A 19682-nucleotide genomic window follows, 5' to 3' on the forward strand; every position below is an offset into this window, starting at 1 on the left:
GGTGGCGCGGCTGATCCTGCCCGGGGTGGCGGCCAGTGGCCGCGAGTTCGTGATCAACCTGTTCAGTGTGCTGATCCCTTTCGCTGGTGTGCTGCTGAGTGTCTATCTGGCCGGCATCAAGGCCGGTCGTCTGATGGGCGGCGGCGTGATGGCGGTGTTCTTCCTCTATCTCTACGTCTCTTCCGGCGTCGTGTTCAGCTGGTTGCCGGTGGCGTTGACGCTGGGCGGCATCCTGCTGGCCGTGGTCGTCGCGCGCTACTGCCCGACGATGAAACCCGATCTCGGCGGTGCCTTCGGCTAGGCCTCGCCAATGTCCGCGCCGAAGGCGGACTCTGCGCTCACCGCCTGGTTGGCCGATCAAGACGATGGCCTCCAGCGGCGGCGTTGGCGCGGCGTGCTGTGGATCGCCGACGACGCTTCGCGTGCGCGCCGCAAGGCGCTCTCTCTGATGGCGGCGGGACGCTGGCGCTCGCCGCTGTGGATCGGCCCCGACTCCTCGAGTCCGTCCGGTGTTTCGACAGGGCCGCAGGCCTCGGTGCGGCTGAGTGCGTCCCGCGCGCGCAGCCGGCTGGGCAGCGAGCACGATCTGGTGGTGTTCGATGCGGTGTCTCCGCAAGCCGGGTTCGATCCCGACGCCTTCGGCGCCATCAGCGGCACCGTCCAGGCCGGGGGCTGGCTGGTACTGTTGACGCCGGCGCATTGGCAACTGCCGGCCTGGACGGATTGGCGCCCGGATGCGGACTATCGGCGTCTCGCGCACTGGCCCCACGAGGCGGAAACCTTGTCGGCGCGTTATCTGCAGCGGCTCGCCGGGATACTGCAGCGTCGTTTCGACGTGGCCACATGGCCGGCGGGCGATTCGCTACCCATCGCGCCATCATCGATCGCCATCGACTCGCCCGTATCGCTCGCCGACGATTCCGAGCCCGAGGCGTTCACAGCGGATGGCGACTGCCTGACCACCGACCAGGCCGCCGCGGTATCGCGGTTGACGCGAATGCGGCGTCGGCGCCCGGTGGTGCTGGTCGCCGATCGCGGTCGCGGCAAGAGCGCGGCGCTGGGCATCGCCGCGGCGCGGCGGCTGAGGCAGGGCGAACGGCGGCTCTGGATCACGGCGTCGAGTCTCGTCGCGGTCGAGGCGGTGTTCGAACGTCTCGAACGGCTACTGCCCGAGGGCCGGCGCGAGGCCGGTCGCTTCGAGGTCGAGCTGAACGGCCATGCCTGCCGCGTCGAGTGGCTGGCGCCGGAACAGGTGATTCCCGAACTGGCCTCGGCCGATATCGACACGCGCTCCCCGCCGACGCTGTTCGTCGACGAGGCGGCATCGATTCCCGCGGCTCGGCTGACGGGCTGGCTGCAGCACTTTCCGCGCATCGCCTTCGCTACTACCGTGCATGGCTATGAAGGCACCGGGCGCGGGTTCGAGGTGCGCCTGCGCGATGCGCTGGATCGGCTGACGCCGGAGTGGAAACGGCTCACGCTGCAGACGCCGATCCGCTGGGGTGCCGGCGATCCGCTGGAGACACTGACGCGGGAACTGCTGTGTCTGGATGCCGAGGTGGCCGAAGCCGAGGCCGTCGCCAGCGCGCTACCGGAGGCGTCGGTCACCTACGCCTGGCTGGACCGGGCGTCGCTCGCCCGGGACGACACCCGGCTCGGCCCCCTTTTCGGGTTACTGGTACAGGCGCACTACCGCACCTCGCCCAGCGATCTGCGCCAGTTGCTGGATGGCCCCGACGTTCATCTGCTGGCCGCGTTCGTCGACGGTGACGCGGGGAAGCAACATGCGGTGGGCATCTGCGTGGTCCAGCAGGAGGGTGGCTTCGACGCGACCCTGGCCAGCGACATCTACCGGGGGCAACGACGCCCGCGGGGGCATCTGCTGGCGCAGTCGCTGGCGACCCATGGCGGCTACGAGGAAGCCGCGCTCGCCCGCTGGTGGCGCATCATGCGGATTGCCGTACACCCGGCGACCCGGCGCCGAGGCGTCGGCGCGGCCCTGGTCGAGCAGGTCGCGGCGACGGCCCGAGCGTATGGCCTGGATCGCCTGGGCGTGAGCTTCGGTGCGGAGCCGGCGTTGATCCGTTTCTGGCGTCGGCAGGGCTTCGTCTCGCTGCGCGTGGGACTCACGCGGGAGGCTTCCAGCGGCGAGCCGGCGCAGATGATGGGGCGCGGATTGACGGAGGGCGCCAGTTCGTCTCTGGCTCGCATGAACGATGACTTTGCCCGCTGCCTGCCGGATCTGCTGGCAAGCGAACTGCGGGATATCGAACCGCTCGTCGTGGCGGCCTGGCTGCACGAGGGGGCGGCGCCGGTCGTGCCTGCCGATCTGGCCGAACGGCTTGGCTGGTTCGCTGCGGGTGGCGGCGAGCTGGCGTTGATCCGCCCGTGGCTGCGTCCGGCCTGGCTGGCGTGGTGGCGGCAACGACCGCTGGCGAGCCTGCCGGACATGCTGACGGCCGATAGTGCTGCCGCGACGGATGACGGCCCGGATGACCCCGAGCTCGCGGCCTCGCCCCGAGTGGCCGCTGCGGTGGCGGCGCTGTTCCAGTATCGGGATGAAGCGCTCTCGTCGCAGGGTCGGCGCGAACGGCTGGTGGCGGCACGTCGGCTGGCGGCGGTATTGCTGGCCTGGCGGGGTGATTGTTGATGTCTCGGCAGCTTTCACCGGATATGGTCAAGCTGCAGTCAGGCGAGTAAGGTGTTGGCACCTTGAAACGAGCCGCGGTCCGCCGCCGGCTCGGATTTCATTCATCACTCTTTCGACACCCGTTGCGGTGGCCTGCTCGCCGCACGACGAGGCTGGAATCGACCATGAACGATCATCTGCTGCAACTCTCTCCCGAGCCCGTGTGGCGCCATTTCCGGACGCTCTGCAATACGCCGCGCCCCTCTGGCCACGAAGCGAAGCTGGTCGACATTCTCGAGCGCTGGGCCGACGACAAGGGGCTGGCCCATGATCGCGACAGCTACGGCAACCTGCGCATCCGCAAGGCAGCGAGCCCGGGCTGCGAGGCGGTGCCCGGCGTGATCCTGCAGGGTCATCTCGACATGGTCACGCAGGCCAACAGCGACCATCCTCACGATTTCCTCAACGACCCGCTCGATACCTACGTCGAGAACGGCTGGCTGCACGCCCGTGGCACCACGCTCGGCGCCGACAACGGTCTCGGCGTCGCGGCGGCGCTGGCGATTCTCGAAGCGGACGATATCGATCACGGCCCGCTCGAGGCGCTGTTCACCCTGGAGGAGGAGACCTCGCTGCAGGGCGCGCTGTCGCTGGACGAGAACTGGCTGGAAGGCCGCTATCTGCTCAATCTCGACTCCGAGGATCGTGGCGAGGTCTACATCGGCTGTGCCGGCGGCGCCGACGTAGTCGTCGATGCCGATCTGCCGATGCGCGGCTGCGACGAAGGGGAGGTGATGCGTCGGGTCTCTCTCACCGGCCTGGTCGGTGGGCACTCCGGGGCCGATATCCACAAGGAGCTCGGCAACGCCAACCAGCTGCTGGTGCGCGCGCTGCGCGGGCTGGGCGAGTTCGAGATTCGCCTGGTGGACTATCACGGTGGCACGTTGCGTAACGCCCTGCCACGCGAAGCCTTTGCCACTATCGTGGTCGATGAGCATCACCTGCCGGCGGTGGAGGAAGCGCTCACCAACTTGCAGGCGCTCTACCGCGAGGAGCTGGCGGGCGTCGACGACAACGTGACGCTCTCCCTGTCGCCGGCGGCGGTCTCCTGCGACGACGAGGTGGAAGCGCTCACCGATACCGCGACCCAACTGCTGGTTTCCGCGCTACATGCCGCGCCCTATGGCGTCGAACGCATGAGCGTCGAAGTGCCGGGCGTCGTCGAGACTTCCAACAATCTTGGTGTGGTGTCGCTGGAGAAAGGGCGGTTCCATCTGTGTGCGCTGGTACGCTCGCTGCGGGATAGCGCGACGCGCAATCTGGCCGATCGGTTTACGGCACTGTTCGGGCTGATCGGCGCCCAGACGCGGGTCGAGAACGCCTATCCGGGCTGGACGCCGAGCGCGGACAGCACGCTGCTGACCCGCTTCCGTCGCCTGCACCAGGAAGCACTGGGCGAAGACCCGGCGGTCAAGGTGATCCACGCCGGGCTGGAGTGCGGCATCATTGGCGGCAAGTATCCGCAACTGGAGATGATCTCCTTCGGACCGGTGATTCGCGGGGCGCATTCGCCCACCGAGCGCACCGAACTGGCGTCCGTCGAGGAGTTCTGGCGTGTACTCAAGGCGCTGGTAGCCGACATCGCTTCCGGCAAGGCCGCCTGAGACGACCCTGCCGGACAAGACGTACTAGATCATGATGTACTGGGTCATGACGTACTGGGTCATGACGTATTGGGGACGTACTGGGCCATAAAGACCACTAAGCCGGCATGTCGTTGGCCCTGGCATCGCGCGACCAGACGCGGTGCTGCCCCATGGCCTGAGTGAAGGGGATGAACACGTCGTCCACGCTGGCGCCGAGGAAGATGCCGTCTTCCTGGGTGGGCACGTTGGCCGCGGCCAAAAGCTCCTTGCCTTCCGCGATGGCGGAGATCGCCTTGAGGTGCTTGTAGGCTTCCTGGACGTAGTAGCGTCCCAGTCCGGATTGCGACAGCGTCCGGACGCTTTCCGCCCCGCCGGCGACGATGACCGAATCCAGGGTCACCGAGGGCTGGCCGTTGAGCATGGCATCGGGTGTGACCGTCTGGCCGTTCGCGGCCTTCACCGGCGCCATGCTGGGGGCGATCACCATGCCTTCGGCGCCTTCGGCCTCGAGCTTGCTCTTGATCGTCTCCACCTGATCGCTGTCGACACCGTCGGCGACCAGGATCGCTACCTTGCGATATTTGATATTGCCCGGCAGACGCGTCATCAGGCTCAGCGCCGGGGATTCCTGCTGCGCACTCCGGCCCAGTTCATCGGCCGGCGCCGGCTTGCTGGAAGGTGCCTCGATGCCATGGTTCTCGCCGACCCGGCGTGCCAGTTCCAGATCGATGTTGGGCAGAATCTCCTTGATCACCCGCTCGCGAATCCACGGCCGCTGCACCTTGGAGAGCTCGAAGGTGTAGGCGGCGATGATGTGTTCCTTCTCGACGTCGGTCTGGCTATTCCAGAACAGCGTCGCCTGGGAGTAGTGATCGCCGAACGATGCGCTACGCGCGCGAATCTTGTTGGCGTCGATTCGCTCGTTGACCGTCTCGAACCCGCCGTTTTCCGCCGCGGGTGGCGTCTCTTTGGGCCAGCCGCCGTCGATCGAATTGGGCTCGTAGGAGGCCTGGCCCTTGTTGATCGTCTGGCGGTGCATGGAGTCGCGCTGGTTATTGTGGAACGGGCATACCGGCTGGTTGATCGGAATCTCGTGGAAGTTGGGCCCGCCCAGGCGCAGCATCTGCGTATCGAGATAGGAGAACAGCCGGCCCTGCAGCAGCGGGTCGTTGGTGAAGTCGATCCCCGGCACGATATGGGCCGGATTGAATGCCACCTGTTCGGTCTCGGCGAAATAGTTGTCCGGATTGCGGTTGAGCACCATCTTGCCGATAGGGGTGACCGGCACCTGCTCCTCGGGGATGAGCTTGGTCGGGTCGAGAATATCGAAGTCGAAGTTGTGCTCGTCCTCTTCCTCCACGACCTGAATCCCGAACTCGAATTCCAGAAAGTCGCCGTTCTCGATATCGTCCCACATGTTGCGACGATTGAAGTCCGGATCCCGGCCCCACAGCTTCTGCGCTTCGTCCCAGATCAGCGAACAGGTCCCTGCCAGCGGCTTCCAGTGGAACTTGACGAAGCGCGCCTTGCCCTGCTTGTCGACCAGCCGGAAGGTGTGCACGCCGAAGCCTTCCATGTTGCGGTAATGGCGCGGGAAGGCGCGGTCGGACATGGTCCACAGCACCATATGTGCGCTTTCCGGCATCAGCGAGACGAAATCCCAGAAGGTATCGTGGGCCGACTGCCCCTGGGGGATCTCGTTGTGCGGCTCGGGCTTCACCGCGTGCACGAAGTCGGGGAACTTGATCGCGTCCTGGATGAAGAAGACCGGCATGTCATTGCCGACCAGGTCCCAGTTGCCCTCGTCGGTGTAGAACTTGGTGGCGAAGCCGCGCACGTCACGAACGGTATCGTTGGAGCCGCGGGCCCCCTGGACGGTGGAAAAGCGCACGAATACCGGCGTTTTCTTGTCGGGATCCTGAAACAGTCCGGCCTTGGAGTACCGGGCGGCTTCCGCGTAAGGCTGGAAATAGCCGTGCGCTGCCGCGCCGCGGGCGTGGACGATACGCTCGGGAATGCGCTCGTTGTCGAAATGGTTGAGCTTCTCGCGGAAGACGAAATCTTCCATCAGGGTCGGGCCACGCTCGCCCGCCTTCAGCGAGTTGTGATTGTCGGCGATCCGGGTGCCGTGATTGGTGCGCAGGTCATGCCCCTCGGCATCGCTACGGTACTTTTCCAGATTCTCCGACTTGCTCTGCTCGGTGGTCTTGACGTCCGTATCGTTGGGGCCGCCACGGTTGGAGGACGTGTGAGGATTGTTGGACATCCGTATCTCCTGATTTGAATCGACGGCAGATACTCCGGGATGTCGACATCCATGATCGACAGCCAACCGGAGCACCTGCCGTTGGTGTGCGTGTGAAACTCCTCTTACAACTAGAAGTCTCCACCGACGATGGCAAAGGGGGGATTCGGCTGCCGTTAACCTGCATCAATCGCTGCCACGAATCCGGCTCCGGGAATTCGATGCCTTCGCCCGGCGATAACCGATGGCAAATACGCTGGCAAAGGGTGACGGGAAAAGGCGTGGTGGAAGAGAAGGCGCGGTGGCAAGGCAGAGGCGGCTGAAAAGAGCGGTTGAACCCGGGCTGGCAAGGGAAGGCGGGCGGCAGACGCCGCCGACTGAGACTAATACTGGTGCGTATCCTTGCGTACCGCCTCGCAGCCTTCCTCCGAGATGTACCCCTTCGAGAGCGCATGCTCCGCCATGCTCACGCTGTCATGGGCGAGAATCAGCTCGCAGCCTGCATGGCGGACCTCGTTGGCCAGCGCTTCGATGGCCGCGTCCCGCTCGGGGTCGTTGTCCACCTTGCGAATATAGATGGCGCGCACGCGTTCCGGGTGTTCCTTGACGATCTCGGTGTAGACCTCCGGGTCCCGCTGGCCGCTGTCGCCGATGAGAATGAACGGCAACGTGTCGTAGAGCGACAGCATGTTGCGGATCACGTCGGACTTGTGGTCCTCGGCCTTGCGCGGCCAGGGGCGCTTCAACGTCATGCCCCATTCGCGCAGGAACAGGATCGGCCCTACCGGAATGCGGTTCATGTTGAAGAACATCTCGAGAACTTCGTAGATGCTCCACGGACCGCGTGACACATAGAGCATGGGGCGGTGGCGATTGCCCTCGGCGCCACCGTAGAGCGCCCGATACAGCGCAGCGACACCGGGAAAGGCCGTGCGTCGATCCGCTTTCTCCATGAACAGGCGATACAGCATCTTCAGCTTGTTGGCGACGCCGGTATACATCACCGTGTCGTCGATATCGCTGATCACGATCAGGTCGGTGCTCGCCGGCGGAATGTAGATTTCGGTCTCGGTGCTGATGGCGTCGTCCTCGGAGAGCACCTGCAGCTTGACCGAGTGCCAGATCGCCTCGGCAGGAAGCGTGTGGGTAATGTCGATATGGGCGTGGAAGTAGCCGTCGCGGTCGGTGGTGACGGAGGCCTGGGTCGCGCCAATCCGAATGTCGACGCGGGCGTCGCGGACGCCGTGCCTCACCAGGCGACGCGCGACATCCACCAGATCGCGGGCGATGCCGCCTTTTTCCCAGTTCCTTAGCCGTCCGGGTTGGCGAAAGACGCGGCCCATGATGAAGGCTTCCGAGTGAGAACCGTAACCGCGATACGGATGCACGACGACCCCGCCTCGGCCCTTGTCGCCGCGCATCGGCCGGATGAAGAGGCGAACCAGTTTCTTGGCGAAGTGAACCAGTTTCGTCACGAAGAGCCGAGGCAGCGAGCCCGAGGTGGCAGTGTCGGCGGAAGTATCGCGAAATTGAGGCACGATGACGGAGGATCCTAGGTTTGATTAACGGTGAGTATGGGAACTCGCGCGCTATCCTGCAAAGTCTGGTCGGGCTTCGGCCGGTCTGACGACAGCCGGCATAACATAAAAAAAGCGCCCACCGATCGGCGGGCGCTCGTTTGGCGTCGCGAAAGGCGATCAGGCATGCTGCTCGCTGTGACGCCCTTCGGCCAGCTCTTCGATCAGCTTGCCGTTGAAATCATCGAGATCCTTCGGCGTGCGGCTGGTGACGAAGCCGCTGTCGACCACAACCGATTCGTCGACCCAGTTGGCGCCGGCATTCTTGAGATCCTGCGCAATGGACGGCACGGATGTCAGTTTGCGGCCGTCGACGACACCTGCGTTGATCAGAATCCACGGCGCGTGACAGATCGCGGCGACCGGCTTGCCGGCTTCGAAGAAGCTCCTGACGAAGCCAAGCGCTTTTTCGTTCGTGCGCAGTTCATCCGGGTTGAACACGCCGCCTGGCAGAACCAGCGCATGGTAGTCGGCGGGGTTGGCGTCCGCCAGGCTCTTGTCCGCTTCGTAGGTTTCGCCCCAGTCCGTTTCGGCCCAGGCGCGAATGCCCTTGCCGTCCGGGGTGATGACATGTGTCTCGACGCCCTGACCTTGCAGTGCGGCGCGCGGAGAAGAGAGTTCAGCTTCCTCGAACCCGTCGGCGGCGAGGATTGCGACACGTTTACCATTGAGTTGCTGAGCCATCGTGACCTCCTGGTCTTGATAAATCGGCTTGATGTTTCGATAGATGACAAGCCCATGGGCCATCCCGGTCCATGTCTCGGCTGACTCAAGAAGTTTGGGATAGTCTGGGCAGAGTTCAAGGAAAACCGGGCGCTTTCGATATCATCGCTTGCGCTGAGGCAAGGACTCACGGATGGTGGCGCCGCGATGGCGCCGAGGTCAGAGGAAGGCAGAGCGATGAGTGTAGCGGGTGAGTGGCTGTCGGGCGGTGGGCTTGTCTTGCTGCTCGGGTTCGTGGCGTTGTTCGTGACGTTAGGACTCGGCGTCGGCCTGGTGTGGCAGCGGCGGCGCTACGCGCGCGAGCGGGACATGCTTCGATCCCGCTTGCAGGCCAGCGAGACCCAGTGCCTGCGGCTGGAGCAGGAGCTGGCCCAGAGCGATGGGCAGCAGGACGATCTGCGCGAGCGCCAGGCCCAGCTGCAGCAGCAGTTGGCCGCTCGCGAACATCAGCTCGAGGCGCTCAACGAACGTCTGGCGACGCTGCGAGAGCAGTATGGGCGACTGGAAACCCGGCACGAGCAGCAGCAGAACCAGCATGCGGAACAGCTCCAGTTGCTGGAGCAGGCAAAGACCCGCCTCGGGCACGAGTTCGAATCGCTCGCCGGGCGCATTTTCGACGAGCGCCAGCGCGCCTATAGCGCCCAGAGCCGGGACAGTCTCGAAGCGTTGCTGAAGCCGTTTCGCGAGCAGGTCAGCGGCTTCCGCCAGCGTCTCGAGGAGATCCATGGCCAGGAAGTGCGCGAGCGGACCACGCTCAAGGTGCAGATCGACCAGCTGGCCACGCTCAACCGCCAGATCACCGAAGAGGCCGCCAATCTCACCCGAGCGCTCAAGGGCGACAAGAAGATGCAGGGCAACTGGGGCGAGATGATGCTCGAGTCGGTGCTGGAGCGCTCCGGCCTGCGGCGGGATATCGAATACCGCCGTGAAGTTTCCCTCGATGGCGATCAGGGGCGCCAGCGCCCGGATGCGGTCATCTACCTGCCGGACGACAAGCACCTGATCGTCGACGCCAAGGTCTCGCTCAACGCCTACGTGCGCTACGTCAACGCCGAGGACGATGCCGAGCGCGCCCAGGCCCTGCGCGCTCATGTGCAGGCGGTGAGAAGCCATATCGATGCGCTGTCCGGGCGCGACTATCCCCGGCTTCCCGGACTGCGTTCGCCGGATTTCGTGTTCCTGTTCATGCCGGTGGAGCCGGCCTTCGCCGTCGCCTTTCAGCATGACGAGACACTGTTCCAGGACGCCTTTTCAAGCGACATCGTAGTGGTCACGCCGACCACGCTGCTGGCCAGCCTGCGCACGGTATCGAGCCTGTGGAATCTGGAGCGGCAGAACGAGAACGCCAGGCACATCGCCGAGCGCGCCGGCAAGCTGCTCGACAAGTTCCAGGGTTTCGTCTCGAGTCTGGAGGACGTGGGTCGGCATCTGGGGCGGGCCCAGGGCAGTTACGATCAGGCGATGGGTCGGCTTTCGACCGGGCAGGGGAGCCTGGTCGGCCAGGCGCTGGCGCTCAACCGGCTGGGCGTGCGCATGAAACGCGACCTGCCTTCGCACCTGACCCGCGATGCCGAGGAGGACGAGCCTGCCGAATCCAGGGCCGTCGGGTCGCCCGGCAGCATCGGAACGTCCAAGGTCAGCGATGAGGATCGGCGCGCTGAGCCCGATGGCGACGATCCCCCCGACTTCCGCGAATCGGACGACACCAGAGGCTGACCGGGATGTCGATGGGATTCGGCAACGCATCCGCGGCGTTCCGTTCGTCTCAGCATTCGCCTCAGGCGGTCGAGCCAGCCTCGCTGAGCCGCTTGGCCAGAGTCTGCAGACACAAAAGCGCCATCACCTGACGCTTGTCGCCTTCGCCGACCGAGATCAGCCGTTTGGCCGCCTTGACGGGGGAGGGCTCGGGCGACGCGCCGTCGACGGCATCGCCGCGCCAGCGAATGGTAAAGCTCTCCCTGGGCGCTTCGACGTACTCGATTCTGCGGAGGTAGTCGACGAGGAACCCGACGAGACCGTCACCCGTCTCGACGACCAGGACGTGATTCGCGGGGTGGGAGGAGTCGATTCCCAGCAGCGCGCGCAGATCTACCAGCGAGACGCTGCGATCCTGTCGACGCCAGGCGCCGAGAAAAGGGCCGGCCGGATGCGAACTCTTCTGATAGTCCGTCGGTGCCGAGTCGACGGCTTCGAGCTGGTCGAGCGTCGTGACGTAATCGCCGCTGCAGCGGAAATGGACGAAGGCGAATCGCTGCCAGTCGCGCTGTTCCCGCGCTTGCCTGGCCTCCGTATCGAGCCGGGTATGGAGACGCGCCAGCGCGTTGACGTTGAGGTTGCCGAACAGCTCGTGGTGATCGATCGCCAGGGCGTCCTTGCCCTCGTCCGCGGCGGGCACCAGTGCGCTGACGGCGGAGGCGTAGCCCGCACTCGGGGAGACCGGTAGAGGCGCCGGCTGGTCGCTGCCCGTCAGCGTTGCGACGCGATCGACGGCGAGGGCGACACGACCGTGATCGCTATCGAGAACGGCGAGATGAGATGGCGGTGTCTGGCGGGCCGGCTGGCCGATCAGCGCCCGGGGATCGAACAGCGGCAGGGTGGCGCCACGCAGGGCGACATTGCCGAGATAGGCCGGCAGGTCGATCACGGGGGAGTCGATGGGGCCGCAGGTGGCGACTTCCCGTACCGAGCCCACATCCAGCGCCAGTCGTGTGTCGTCACAATCGACGACGAGCCAGCGCCGGTCGCTGTGGGTGTTCTCCTTCACGGTGGCGGCATTCGGCCTCTGCCGGCCGGCTTCGACGTGTACCGAGACCATGCCCTCGAGGGCGAACAGCGCTTCGAGGTCGAGCACGTAGATGGCGCTGTCGAAGTCGGGATGCTCGAGCAACTGTGGCGTCAGGGCGTCGGCATCGCCCGCCGCGTTCTTTAGCGTATGGAGCTGCTCGGGATCGACGCTCACCAGGTCCCTGATGTGCGAAATCCGCATCCCGAAGCGGCCGCCGCGATATTCGATGATCGCCATGAGCTCGCCGGCTTCCCGCGGGCCCGTGCTCGGGTCCAGTTCGAGCAGCCTGCCCAGGTCGATCGCCGGCACCGGCGAGCCCCGCCACAGCAACGTACCCAGCGACCAGCGTGGCGCCAGCGGGCGGGGAGAAAGAGGCGTCTCGAGACGTACCACCTCGATCAGGTGCGCGGCATCCAGCGCGATGTCACTGTCGTTGAGGCGCAGTATTCCCAGTACGCGTTGGGTCATGATGTCTTGTCGTTACCCGCCCCGCGCTGGGTGGCTTGGGCCAGGTCGCGGATCAGTTCGTCGACATGCTTGGCGGTTTCCAGCTGTTCGCCTGCCGAGCTGGCGATCTTCTCGACCGAGGCGGTGGTCTGCCCGACGCCGTCGACGATGCGTCCGAAGGAGTCGGCGGCGCGCTGGGAGACGGTATTGCCACTCTCGATACGCTTGAGAGATTCCCCCAGCAGGCGGTTGATCTGGCGGGTGGCATCGGCGGATTTCTCGGCCAGCTTGCGCACTTCGTCGGCCACCACGGAGAACCCGAGGCCGTGTTCGCCGGCACGAACCGCTTCGATCGCTGCGTTGAAGGCCAGCAGGTTGGTCTGCGAGGCGATTTCGCCGATGACCTGGACGATGTCGTTGATGTCTTCCGAGGATTTCTGGATGGCGGTCATCGCGGTACGGGAGTCGTCCAGCGAGCGGGTGCCGTGTTCGGCTTCCTGCTGCGTAGCGCGCGCCAGTTCCCGCGTCAGCTGCGTGTTCTCGGCGATCGAGGCAATCGAAGCGTTGAGCTGTTGCAGCGAAACGCTCATCGCCTCGGTCAATGTCTGGATATGCTCTTCCAGTTCGACCTGATCGGTAATGTCGGTGGCGAACTTGACCACCTTGTAGGGGGCGCCATCGGCATTGAAGATCGGATTGTAGGTCGCCTGGATCCAGACGCGGCGGCCATGGTTGCCGAACCGCATGAACCGCCCGCTGAAGAACTCGCCGCGCCCCAGGGACTGCCAGAAGTCGCGGTACTCCCGGCTGGTGACGTAATCCGGTTCGCAGAACATGCGGTGATGATGGCCGATGATGTCGTCGGCCTGGTAGCCCATGGTGTCGAGAAAGTTGCGATTGGCGGACAGGATATTGCCCTTGAGATCGAACTCGATCACCGCCAGGGCGCGATCCATGGCGTTGACCTTGCCTTCGTACTCGGCCGCCAGATGCTTTTCCGCGGAGATGTCCGTCGCCATCTTGATGACCCGGTACGGCTTGCCGTCCGCATCGTTAACCGGATTGTAGGTGGCCTGGAGCCAGACCTCCTTGCCACTCTGGGTCAGGCGGCGGTATTCGCCTGCCATCAGCTCACCCTGGGCGAGCTGCTGCCAGAACGTGCGGTACTCCGGCGTGGATATCTCGGCGGGGTCGCAGAAGAGGCGGTGGTGCTGACCGATGATCTGGTCGAGCGTATAACCCATCAGATCGAGGAAGTTGGCGTTGGCGCTGACGACCTTTCCCTGCAGATCGAACTCGATGATGGCCTGGGAACGGTCAATGGCTTTCCACAGCGCATCCAGTTGTTGGCTCTGAGTGTCGTGGGTGACGGGGGGATAATCAAAATCGACCGACATGCTGGATGACTCCAAGACGTGCAAGATCACGCGCGAGCCTGCGGGCAGACAATAAAGGCCCATGCGCTGGTGGGTTAATGTCGCGTTACAATGGTGTACTAAAGTTTACTTAAATGTCGAGAGACTTCAGGGGGAAGAGACAGGAAAGCCACCCGAGGGTGGCTTTTCTATCGGCAGGCTTCACTTTTTTCCAACAGGTTACGGCGAATACTCAGCCCAGATAGGCGTTGAGCATCCACACGGTCTTTTCCTGCTCGCGAATGTAATCGCTGGCCATAGAGGCGGTGCCTTCATCGTCGGCATCGCTGGCCTGGGAGAGCAGTTCGCGCTGGAGCTCGATCAGAACCTGAAAGCCTTTCACCAGGCCCTGAACGCACTGCTTGCCGTCGGAGACCTGCTTGTCTTCCTGGATCTGGGAAATCTTGGCGTAGTCGCTGTAGGCGTGCAGCGGCTGATAACCCAGTGTGAGAATGCGCTCGGCCACTTCGTCGACCTTGGTCAGCAGGTCGGTGTAGATCTCTTCGAATTTGGCGTGAAGCTCGAAGAAATGCTCGCCCTTGATGTTCCAGTGATAACCGCGGGCGTTCATGTAGAACACCTGGTAGTTGGCCAGCAGGGCGTTGAGCTTTTCCGCAAGCTGGGACGCGCTGGAAGCGTGCAGGCCAATGGCATTGGTATCGGACATGAGATCTCTCCTTGAAGGTGCTGAAAGTCAGTCTAACCGGGCGTCACATCGAGGCCCATCCAAGCATCTGTATGGGATGAATAGTGACGTTCTATCATGTCGCGATCATGTCGCGACGTGCCGCGCTCTCTTGAAGATATCAGGGCAGCACGAGGGGAAAGCAAGGGCCAGAGGCGAGCGAAATGTCGCACCTCTAGCGAGGGGCGACCTGCCAGAGTCGGGCCAGTGTGCGCGCGCGGTCGCTCAGCAGTTCGCCGCAGCGTGACAGCGCCTCGTCCAGTGTGAGCGGGCCGTCCGCCAGAGCAAACGCCGCCGTGATGCCGTGATCGAAGGCGGCCTGCCACTGGTCCCCCAGGCGCCCGACCAGCGCGACCGTAGGAACGCCGAAGCGTTCGGCACGGCGAGCGATGCCGATCGGCGTCTTGCCTGACAGGCTCTGGCCGTCCAGCTGGCCTTCGCCAGTGATCACCCAGTCGGCATTGGCGAGCAGCGCGTCGAATTTCACCTGCTCCATGACCAGCTCGATGCCGGGGCGCAGCGTGGCGCCGAGGAAGGCGCGCGCGGCGAAGCCCATGCCGCCGGCGGCACCGGCACCCGGCAGTTCGCGGAAATCCTCCCCCAAGGCTTCCGCCGCATGATCGGCGAAGTGGGAGAGCGCACGGTCGAGCCGTTCGACGTCGGCGCTGGTGGCGCCTTTCTGCGGGCCGAAGATGGCACTGGCACCCCGCGGGCCGAGCAGGGGGTTGTCGACGTCGACGGCGGTCCGCACCTCCAGCGAGGCCAGGCGAGGGTCGAGCCCGTCGAGATCGAGCGTCGCCAGATCGGCCAGCGCGGCGCCACCCGGCGGAAGGGGCCGCCCTTCGCTGTCGAGCAGGCGGGCGCCGAGGGCCACCAGCATGCCCGCGCCAGCATCGTTGGTGGCACTGCCGCCCAGCGTCAGTACCAGCGAACGAGCCCCCGCATCCAGCGCCGCCTCGATCAGTTGGCCGACGCCGAAGGTGGTGCTGTGAAGCGCGGTGCGCTCCTCTCGTTCGAGCTGCTGCAGGCCGCTGGCTTCGGCCAGTTCGACGAACGCGGTGAGGGTGGCCTGGTGCCAGCCCCAGGCCGCCGTGGCCTCGCGCCCCAGCGCGTCCTGCACGTTCGCCGTTCGCCGCTCGGCACCGGTGGCCGCCAGCAGCGCATCCAGCGTGCCTTCGCCGCCATCGCCCATCGGGCATTCATGCAAGATGGCATCGGGCAGCTCCCGCTTCAGGCCGGCGGCAATGGCGGCGGCGGCGTCGCGGGCGGAGAGCGCATCCTTGAAGCTGTCAGGGGCAATGACGATATTCATGGCATCCTCTGTCGAGAGTAGACGAAAGTGAAACGGGCTCGTCGTGGCAGCGGTCAGCATAGCGTCGTTCCACGCCGACGGCGACGGGCTATCGTGACCTGCTGATCGCCACTCGCGCGCTCGTGCGACGTTGCCGCCCGCTCACGTCGGAAGTCGTCACGATGGGCGTGGATTGGCAGGGGGGAAACTGGCATGCTGAACGCTGTTCGCAATCCCCCGCAAGGAGGCTGTCATGAACGATCGACGATGTCGGATTGGGCGCTGGATGGTTCTCTTCATCGGGCTCGGATTGTTGAGCGGTTGCCAGGCACTGTCGGCACCGGCGCCCACCTCGGCGGCCGGCGGCAATGCGCTACCGGCCGCCTGCCGCTGGCCGGCCGGCAGTGCCGATCCGCTGGAGCGGCTACGGGCCACGCGCGAGGCGCTCGAGAGCCAGGGCTACGCCATTCTCGATACCGATGCCACGCTGGGCCTGGTCAGCGCCGAGCGCAAGACATTGCAACCGGGCCTCGGCGCGGTGGAAAGCCCGCTAGGGCGCACCGGCTTCTGGGGCGGCTTCGGCCTGGGTGGGCGGAACGGCTATTCGCTGGGCGTGTTCCAGAACTTCGGCGGTGGCTACAACACCGACCCGGTCCAGATCGAGCGCGTCTCGGTGGTGACGCCGGAGCAGACGACCCTGGTCGACCGTGATTCGGTCGTGGTCGATTACAACGGCTATCTGATCGACGCACGCAGCTACAACCAGCCGTCGTTCTGTCAGCAGTTGCGACAGGACATCGACACCCGCCTGAACAGGACCGCTGGGGAGGCAACGCCATGAATCAACGCAAGATGCCCGCGCTTCGGCGGCGTACGGTATCCCGTTCCCGCCCCTGGCGAGTCGCCGGGCTGGGGCTGCTGATCGGGATGCTTTCGCTGACCGGCTGTGCCGTCGCGCCCCAACCGCAGCCGCGGAGTATCGCCGTCGAGGCGACGGCGGAATCCACCCTCAAGGCAACGCTCGCGATGCTGGCCGAGCGCGGGTTCGTGATCCGTCACGCCGATGGCGACCTGGGCCAGATCGATGCCGTGCTGGCGTCTCGCTCCGGGTACGAGGTCCACGCCCAGGTCACCAGTGGGGGCGAGCGTCCTCCGGGGCTGGTCATCCAGAACGGCGATACCTTCCTCACCCTGAGTGGCCGACGCGGCGGCCAGCCATTGGATGCGCTGGAGCTCGATCCGCTGTTCATCGACGTTCAGAATCGGTTGGGATTGTTGCCTTGAAGAAAGCGTCGTCTCGCTGCCGCTATGGTTGGCTGGGCCTGGGGATCGCCCTGTGTCTGGGAGGGCCTTCGGCGGCGTTGGCTCACCCGCACGGCTGGGTCGACATGAGCGTCGAAGGGATCTTCGATGACGAAGGAAACCTGACCGCGCTGCGTCAGCGCTGGCGCATGGACCCGTTCTACAGCCAGGTGGTGATGGAGGAGATGGCGACCGCCGACGACGCCACCAGCATGGCCGAGCGTCTCGATGCGCTGGGCGTCGAGATCCGCGACAACCTCGCCACCCAGCACAACCTCACCACTATCACTCTCGACGACGACCCCTTGGCCCAGGGAGATGTCAGCGACACCAATACCGACTATCGCGACGAGCGGTTGATCTACGATTTCGTGCTGCCGCTGGCGACGCCGCAACCGCTGGCCGGTCGTACCTTGCGCTATCGGATCTTCGATCCGACCTACTACATCGAGATGGTCCACGAGGCCAACGAGGATGGCTCCCGGCCGCTGCCTGGCGCCCTGACGCTGGCAAACGCCCCCGAGGGGTGTGCCACGGTCGTCGTCAAGGCAACGCCGGACCCGCAGAAGGTGATGGAAGCGGCGATGCTGGACAAGAGCGAGACCGGCGAGCCGAATCTCGGCCGCTTCTTTGCCGAGACCGGAGAGATCACGTGCCCCGGTTGAATGCGTTGCTGAAAGTGATGATTCCGTTGGCAATGCTGGTCGCCATCGGCGTGGCGGGGTATTCGCTGGGCTGGTGGCAGCAGGCCGCGGTACGCATCGTGTACTGGCAGGGCGAGTTCTACCACGCCCTGGTCGAGGCGGTCACCGCCCTCAAGCGTACGCCGAGCGCGGCGACCTGGGGCTTGTTGCTCGGCGTGAGTTTCGGCTACGGCGTCTTCCATGCGGCGGGGCCGGGTCATGGCAAGGTGGTGCTGAGCACTTACCTGGCCTCGCAGGGCGGCGCCTGGCGTCGCGCGCTGGGGCTTTCCGCGCTGGCGGCCTTGCTGCAGGGCGTCATGGCGATCGCCATCATCGGCGTGCTGGTCTTCGGTCTGGGCTGGCTGACCCGACAGGCGATGGGCAGCATCGAGCAGGCCGAGCTCGTCAGCTTCGCCGTCGTCTCGCTGCTGGGGTTGTGGCTCTGCGTGCGTTCGCTGCGTCGCCTATGGCGTTCGCGCCACGCCAGTTCGCACGCGCAGGAGGGCATTCATGAGCAGCGCCATACGCACGGGGCGCACTGCGGCTGCGGGCACGAGCATCATGTCGACCCGCGCAAGGCGAGCGACTGGCGCGTGGCTCTGCTGACGGTGCTCTCGATCGGCATTCGGCCCTGTAGCGGCGCCGTCCTGCTGCTGGGCGCGGCCGCGTTGCTGGACCAGTTCGGCAAGGGCGTGGTGGCGGTGTTGGCGATGTCGGCGGGAACGGCGCTGACCGTCTCGGTGCTGGCGCTGCTCAGCGTCGTGGCGCGGGATTGGGTCACACGTCATCTCGAGCCGGCGGCTGGCGGCGGTCAGTGGCAGGCCTGGATCGGCCTGGCGGGCGGAGCGCTGATACTCGTGCTGGGGCTATCGCTGACGCTGGCGCAGTGGCAGCGAGGCCCGGCCGCCGCGCCGCCCATGCTGGGCGCACCCACGGCGCAATCCGAACCTGCCCCGGGGCCATTCGGGTCGAGGCGCGGCTGATTCTGGATCGTCTCGAGCCGACGCGCCAAGCTCGCGGTCAGTTCGTCAGCTCGCCAAGTCGTCAGCTTGCCAGGTCGCCAGGTCGCCAGGTCGTCAACTCAAGAGACCGGCTTCACCTGCCAGTCGAACGATCTCGTCGCGGCGCCCTTCGAGCGCGTCGTCGGCGTAGGCCTCGGCCACTCCCTGCCCCCAGACCGGGCCCGGCCAGGCGGCATCGCCCTGAAAGCGTACGATCACGTGCAGATGGAGCTGCGGCACCAGATTGCCCAGCGTGGCGACGTTCAGCTTGTCGCCGCCGTAGTGGCGCATCATCGCCTGGCCCAGTCGAGTGGCTTCCTGCCACAGACGCGCCTGATCGTCGGGGGACAGATCGTAGATCTCGACGACATCGTCGCGCTGCGGGACCAGAATGACCCAGGGGTAGCGCGCATCCCGGCTCAAACGGACCTGGCACAACCGCAGATCGATGACGTGGACGCTATCCTGCTGCAGGCGTGCGTCGAGCGTGAAGAGGGACATGGCGGCTCCGGTTGGAAGGCGGCGAAGAACAAGGTCGAAAGAGAGGGTTCGAGGCGCCACTTTACGTCGCTGCCATGAGGGCGTCGAGTCGCGCGGCGACCGCGGGAACGGTGGTAAGATTTCGGCGTTGCCGCCGTGATAGCGGTAAGCGCTATCGAAAGGCGGCCCTGTAACGAGGATTGGACGATGAAAGCTGGATGGGGATGGCTGGCCATTGGCTGCCTGTTATTGACACTGAGTGCCTGCAACACGATGCATGGACTGGGCCAGGATATCGAGCGCGGCGGCGAGAAGATCCAGAACGCTTCCCGCTAGGGTCTGTTNNTCAACAGACCCTAGGCCCGTTGCCGTCTCGGCGCGACCCACGTTGCCGTGCATGAAACGGTGATAGGCCGGCAGTTTGGAAGCGAAATCCGACAGTTAGACAAGTCGTATTACGCGTTTTCCATGACTTTCTGCTACCTTGATGACAGGCCGATAACAAAACGGCCCGGATGAGCCAAGAATTCATCCGTCTAAAACGTTAAGGAGGACGACACCATGAAACGCCTGATTGCTTTCTCTCTGTTCGCACTGTTCAGCGCCGGTATCCTGGCGGGATGCAACACCGTCGATGGCGCTGGCAAGGACGTCGAAGCCGGTGGCGAAGCCGTACAGGACGCTGCCAGCTGAGTTCACAAACGCCCGGTCCCGAGGATCGGGCGTTTTGCCATTCCGCCTTGCCGGAATATCTTGTCTGATGAATATCTTGC

At 65.0% G+C, this 19682-nt stretch carries 17 protein-coding genes and 1 pseudogene; 10 read left to right on the top strand and 8 right to left on the bottom strand.

What is annotated here, in order from left to right:
• From DOM32_RS16360 to DOM32_RS16370, 3 genes are all read left to right on the top strand, one after another.
• On the top strand, positions 1-301 hold a 301-nt coding region (locus DOM32_RS16360), incomplete at its 5' end, for a hypothetical protein (RefSeq protein WP_420876628.1).
• A gap of 9 nt (positions 302-310) precedes the next feature.
• Positions 311-2650 carry a tRNA(Met) cytidine acetyltransferase TmcA gene (locus DOM32_RS16365; RefSeq protein WP_110636514.1) on the top strand — a complete coding sequence of 780 codons (2340 nt, stop codon included), beginning with the start codon at positions 311-313 and terminating at the stop codon, positions 2648-2650.
• Positions 2651-2814: 164 nt separating this feature from the next.
• Positions 2815-4293, top strand: a complete 1479-nt coding sequence (locus DOM32_RS16370; RefSeq protein ID WP_110636517.1) for an aminoacyl-histidine dipeptidase — start codon at positions 2815-2817, stop codon at positions 4291-4293.
• 97 nt (positions 4294-4390) lie between these two features.
• Here the strand turns inward: DOM32_RS16370 and katE are convergent, their stop codons facing one another.
• From katE to DOM32_RS16385, 3 genes are all read right to left on the bottom strand, one after another.
• Positions 4391-6616, bottom strand: coding sequence for a catalase HPII (gene katE / locus DOM32_RS16375; RefSeq protein ID WP_276232894.1), 2226 nt, complete (start codon positions 6614-6616; stop codon positions 4391-4393).
• A gap of 287 nt (positions 6617-6903) precedes the next feature.
• Positions 6904-8058 (bottom strand): App1 family protein, encoded by a 1155-nt coding sequence (locus DOM32_RS16380; protein ID WP_322528726.1) that lies wholly within the window; start codon positions 8056-8058, stop codon positions 6904-6906.
• A gap of 159 nt (positions 8059-8217) precedes the next feature.
• Positions 8218-8781, bottom strand: a complete 564-nt coding sequence (locus tag DOM32_RS16385) for a type 1 glutamine amidotransferase domain-containing protein (protein WP_087719143.1) — start codon at positions 8779-8781, stop codon at positions 8218-8220.
• A gap of 216 nt (positions 8782-8997) precedes the next feature.
• On the opposite strand from DOM32_RS16385, the gene DOM32_RS16390 reads away from it, so the two are divergent.
• Entirely contained in the window at positions 8998-10536 is a 1539-nt protein-coding gene (locus DOM32_RS16390) for a DNA recombination protein RmuC (RefSeq protein ID WP_110636525.1), read from the top strand.
• A gap of 61 nt (positions 10537-10597) precedes the next feature.
• Here the strand turns inward: DOM32_RS16390 and DOM32_RS16395 are convergent, their stop codons facing one another.
• The 4 genes and pseudogenes from DOM32_RS16395 to DOM32_RS16410 all read right to left on the bottom strand — a co-directional run bounded on the left by DOM32_RS16395 (position 10598) and on the right by DOM32_RS16410 (position 15464).
• Positions 10598-12073, bottom strand: a complete 1476-nt coding sequence (locus DOM32_RS16395; protein WP_110636528.1) for a chemotaxis protein CheW — start codon at positions 12071-12073, stop codon at positions 10598-10600.
• Between the two features lie 95 nt (positions 12074-12168).
• Positions 12169-13374: pseudogene (locus DOM32_RS16400) on the bottom strand (methyl-accepting chemotaxis protein); the annotation flags it as partial.
• A 286-nt stretch (positions 13375-13660) separates the two neighbouring features.
• Positions 13661-14134: a Dps family protein gene (locus DOM32_RS16405; RefSeq protein WP_071232713.1), complete on the bottom strand. Its 474-nt coding sequence runs from the start codon at positions 14132-14134 to the stop codon at positions 13661-13663.
• A gap of 193 nt (positions 14135-14327) precedes the next feature.
• Positions 14328-15464 (bottom strand): glycerate kinase, encoded by a 1137-nt coding sequence (locus DOM32_RS16410; RefSeq protein ID WP_110636607.1) that lies wholly within the window; start codon positions 15462-15464, stop codon positions 14328-14330.
• A 232-nt stretch (positions 15465-15696) separates the two neighbouring features.
• Between DOM32_RS16410 and DOM32_RS16415 the strand changes: the two genes are divergently transcribed.
• From DOM32_RS16415 to DOM32_RS16430, 4 genes are read left to right on the top strand one after another with little or no spacing between them, the layout of a single operon-like run.
• A complete protein-coding gene (locus tag DOM32_RS16415; RefSeq protein ID WP_110636534.1) occupies positions 15697-16284 on the top strand; it encodes a hypothetical protein in 588 nt (195 codons plus the stop codon).
• On the top strand, positions 16281-16727 hold the full coding sequence (locus DOM32_RS16420) for a hypothetical protein (protein ID WP_110636538.1): 447 nt from the start codon (positions 16281-16283) through the stop codon (positions 16725-16727). Before DOM32_RS16415 ends, DOM32_RS16420 begins: the two co-directional genes overlap by 4 nt.
• Positions 16724-17410, top strand: a complete 687-nt coding sequence (locus DOM32_RS16425; RefSeq protein WP_110636541.1) for a DUF1007 family protein — start codon at positions 16724-16726, stop codon at positions 17408-17410. Before DOM32_RS16420 ends, DOM32_RS16425 begins: the two co-directional genes overlap by 4 nt.
• Entirely contained in the window at positions 17398-18411 is a 1014-nt protein-coding gene (locus DOM32_RS16430) for a nickel/cobalt transporter (RefSeq protein ID WP_244179957.1), read from the top strand. Before DOM32_RS16425 ends, DOM32_RS16430 begins: the two co-directional genes overlap by 13 nt.
• Before the next feature lie 93 nt (positions 18412-18504).
• Here the strand turns inward: DOM32_RS16430 and DOM32_RS16435 are convergent, their stop codons facing one another.
• The gene (locus tag DOM32_RS16435) at positions 18505-18930 is read right to left on the bottom strand and encodes an HIT domain-containing protein (protein WP_110636544.1); all 426 of its coding nucleotides are present in this window, start codon (positions 18928-18930) and stop codon (positions 18505-18507) included.
• A 186-nt stretch (positions 18931-19116) separates the two neighbouring features.
• Here DOM32_RS16435 and DOM32_RS16440 point away from each other — a divergent pair, with 186 nt between their 5' ends.
• Positions 19117-19245 (top strand): entericidin A/B family lipoprotein, encoded by a 129-nt coding sequence (locus DOM32_RS16440; protein WP_083387449.1) that lies wholly within the window; start codon positions 19117-19119, stop codon positions 19243-19245.
• Between the two features lie 225 nt (positions 19246-19470).
• On the top strand, positions 19471-19602 hold the full coding sequence (locus tag DOM32_RS16445; RefSeq protein ID WP_071232719.1) for an entericidin A/B family lipoprotein: 132 nt from the start codon (positions 19471-19473) through the stop codon (positions 19600-19602).
• Positions 19603-19682: the final 80 nt, after the last annotated feature.

This window comes from Salinicola salarius, from assembly GCF_003206135.1.
GTDB classification, from domain to species: Bacteria; Pseudomonadota; Gammaproteobacteria; order Pseudomonadales; family Halomonadaceae; genus Salinicola; species Salinicola salarius.

Bases quoted from the DNA above. Each gene is read 5' to 3' on its own strand.
- DOM32_RS16440 (WP_083387449.1), top strand. From the start codon at position 19,117: ATGAAAGCTGGATGGGGATGGCTGGCCATTGGCTGCCTGTTATTGACA.
- DOM32_RS16445 (WP_071232719.1), top strand. From the start codon at position 19,471: ATGAAACGCCTGATTGCTTTCTCTCTGTTCGCACTGTTCAGCGCCGGT.
- DOM32_RS16370 (WP_110636517.1), top strand. From the start codon at position 2,815: ATGAACGATCATCTGCTGCAACTCTCTCCCGAGCCCGTGTGGCGCCAT.
- DOM32_RS16365 (WP_110636514.1), top strand. From the start codon at position 311: ATGTCCGCGCCGAAGGCGGACTCTGCGCTCACCGCCTGGTTGGCCGAT.
- DOM32_RS16395 (WP_110636528.1), bottom strand. From the start codon at position 12,073: ATGACCCAACGCGTACTGGGAATACTGCGCCTCAACGACAGTGACATC.
- DOM32_RS16420 (WP_110636538.1), top strand. From the start codon at position 16,281: ATGAATCAACGCAAGATGCCCGCGCTTCGGCGGCGTACGGTATCCCGT.
- DOM32_RS16390 (WP_110636525.1), top strand. From the start codon at position 8,998: ATGAGTGTAGCGGGTGAGTGGCTGTCGGGCGGTGGGCTTGTCTTGCTG.
- DOM32_RS16410 (WP_110636607.1), bottom strand. From the start codon at position 15,464: ATGAATATCGTCATTGCCCCTGACAGCTTCAAGGATGCGCTCTCCGCC.
- DOM32_RS16415 (WP_110636534.1), top strand. From the start codon at position 15,697: ATGAACGATCGACGATGTCGGATTGGGCGCTGGATGGTTCTCTTCATC.
- DOM32_RS16405 (WP_071232713.1), bottom strand. From the start codon at position 14,134: ATGTCCGATACCAATGCCATTGGCCTGCACGCTTCCAGCGCGTCCCAG.
- DOM32_RS16435 (WP_110636544.1), bottom strand. From the start codon at position 18,930: ATGTCCCTCTTCACGCTCGACGCACGCCTGCAGCAGGATAGCGTCCAC.
- DOM32_RS16385 (WP_087719143.1), bottom strand. From the start codon at position 8,781: ATGGCTCAGCAACTCAATGGTAAACGTGTCGCAATCCTCGCCGCCGAC.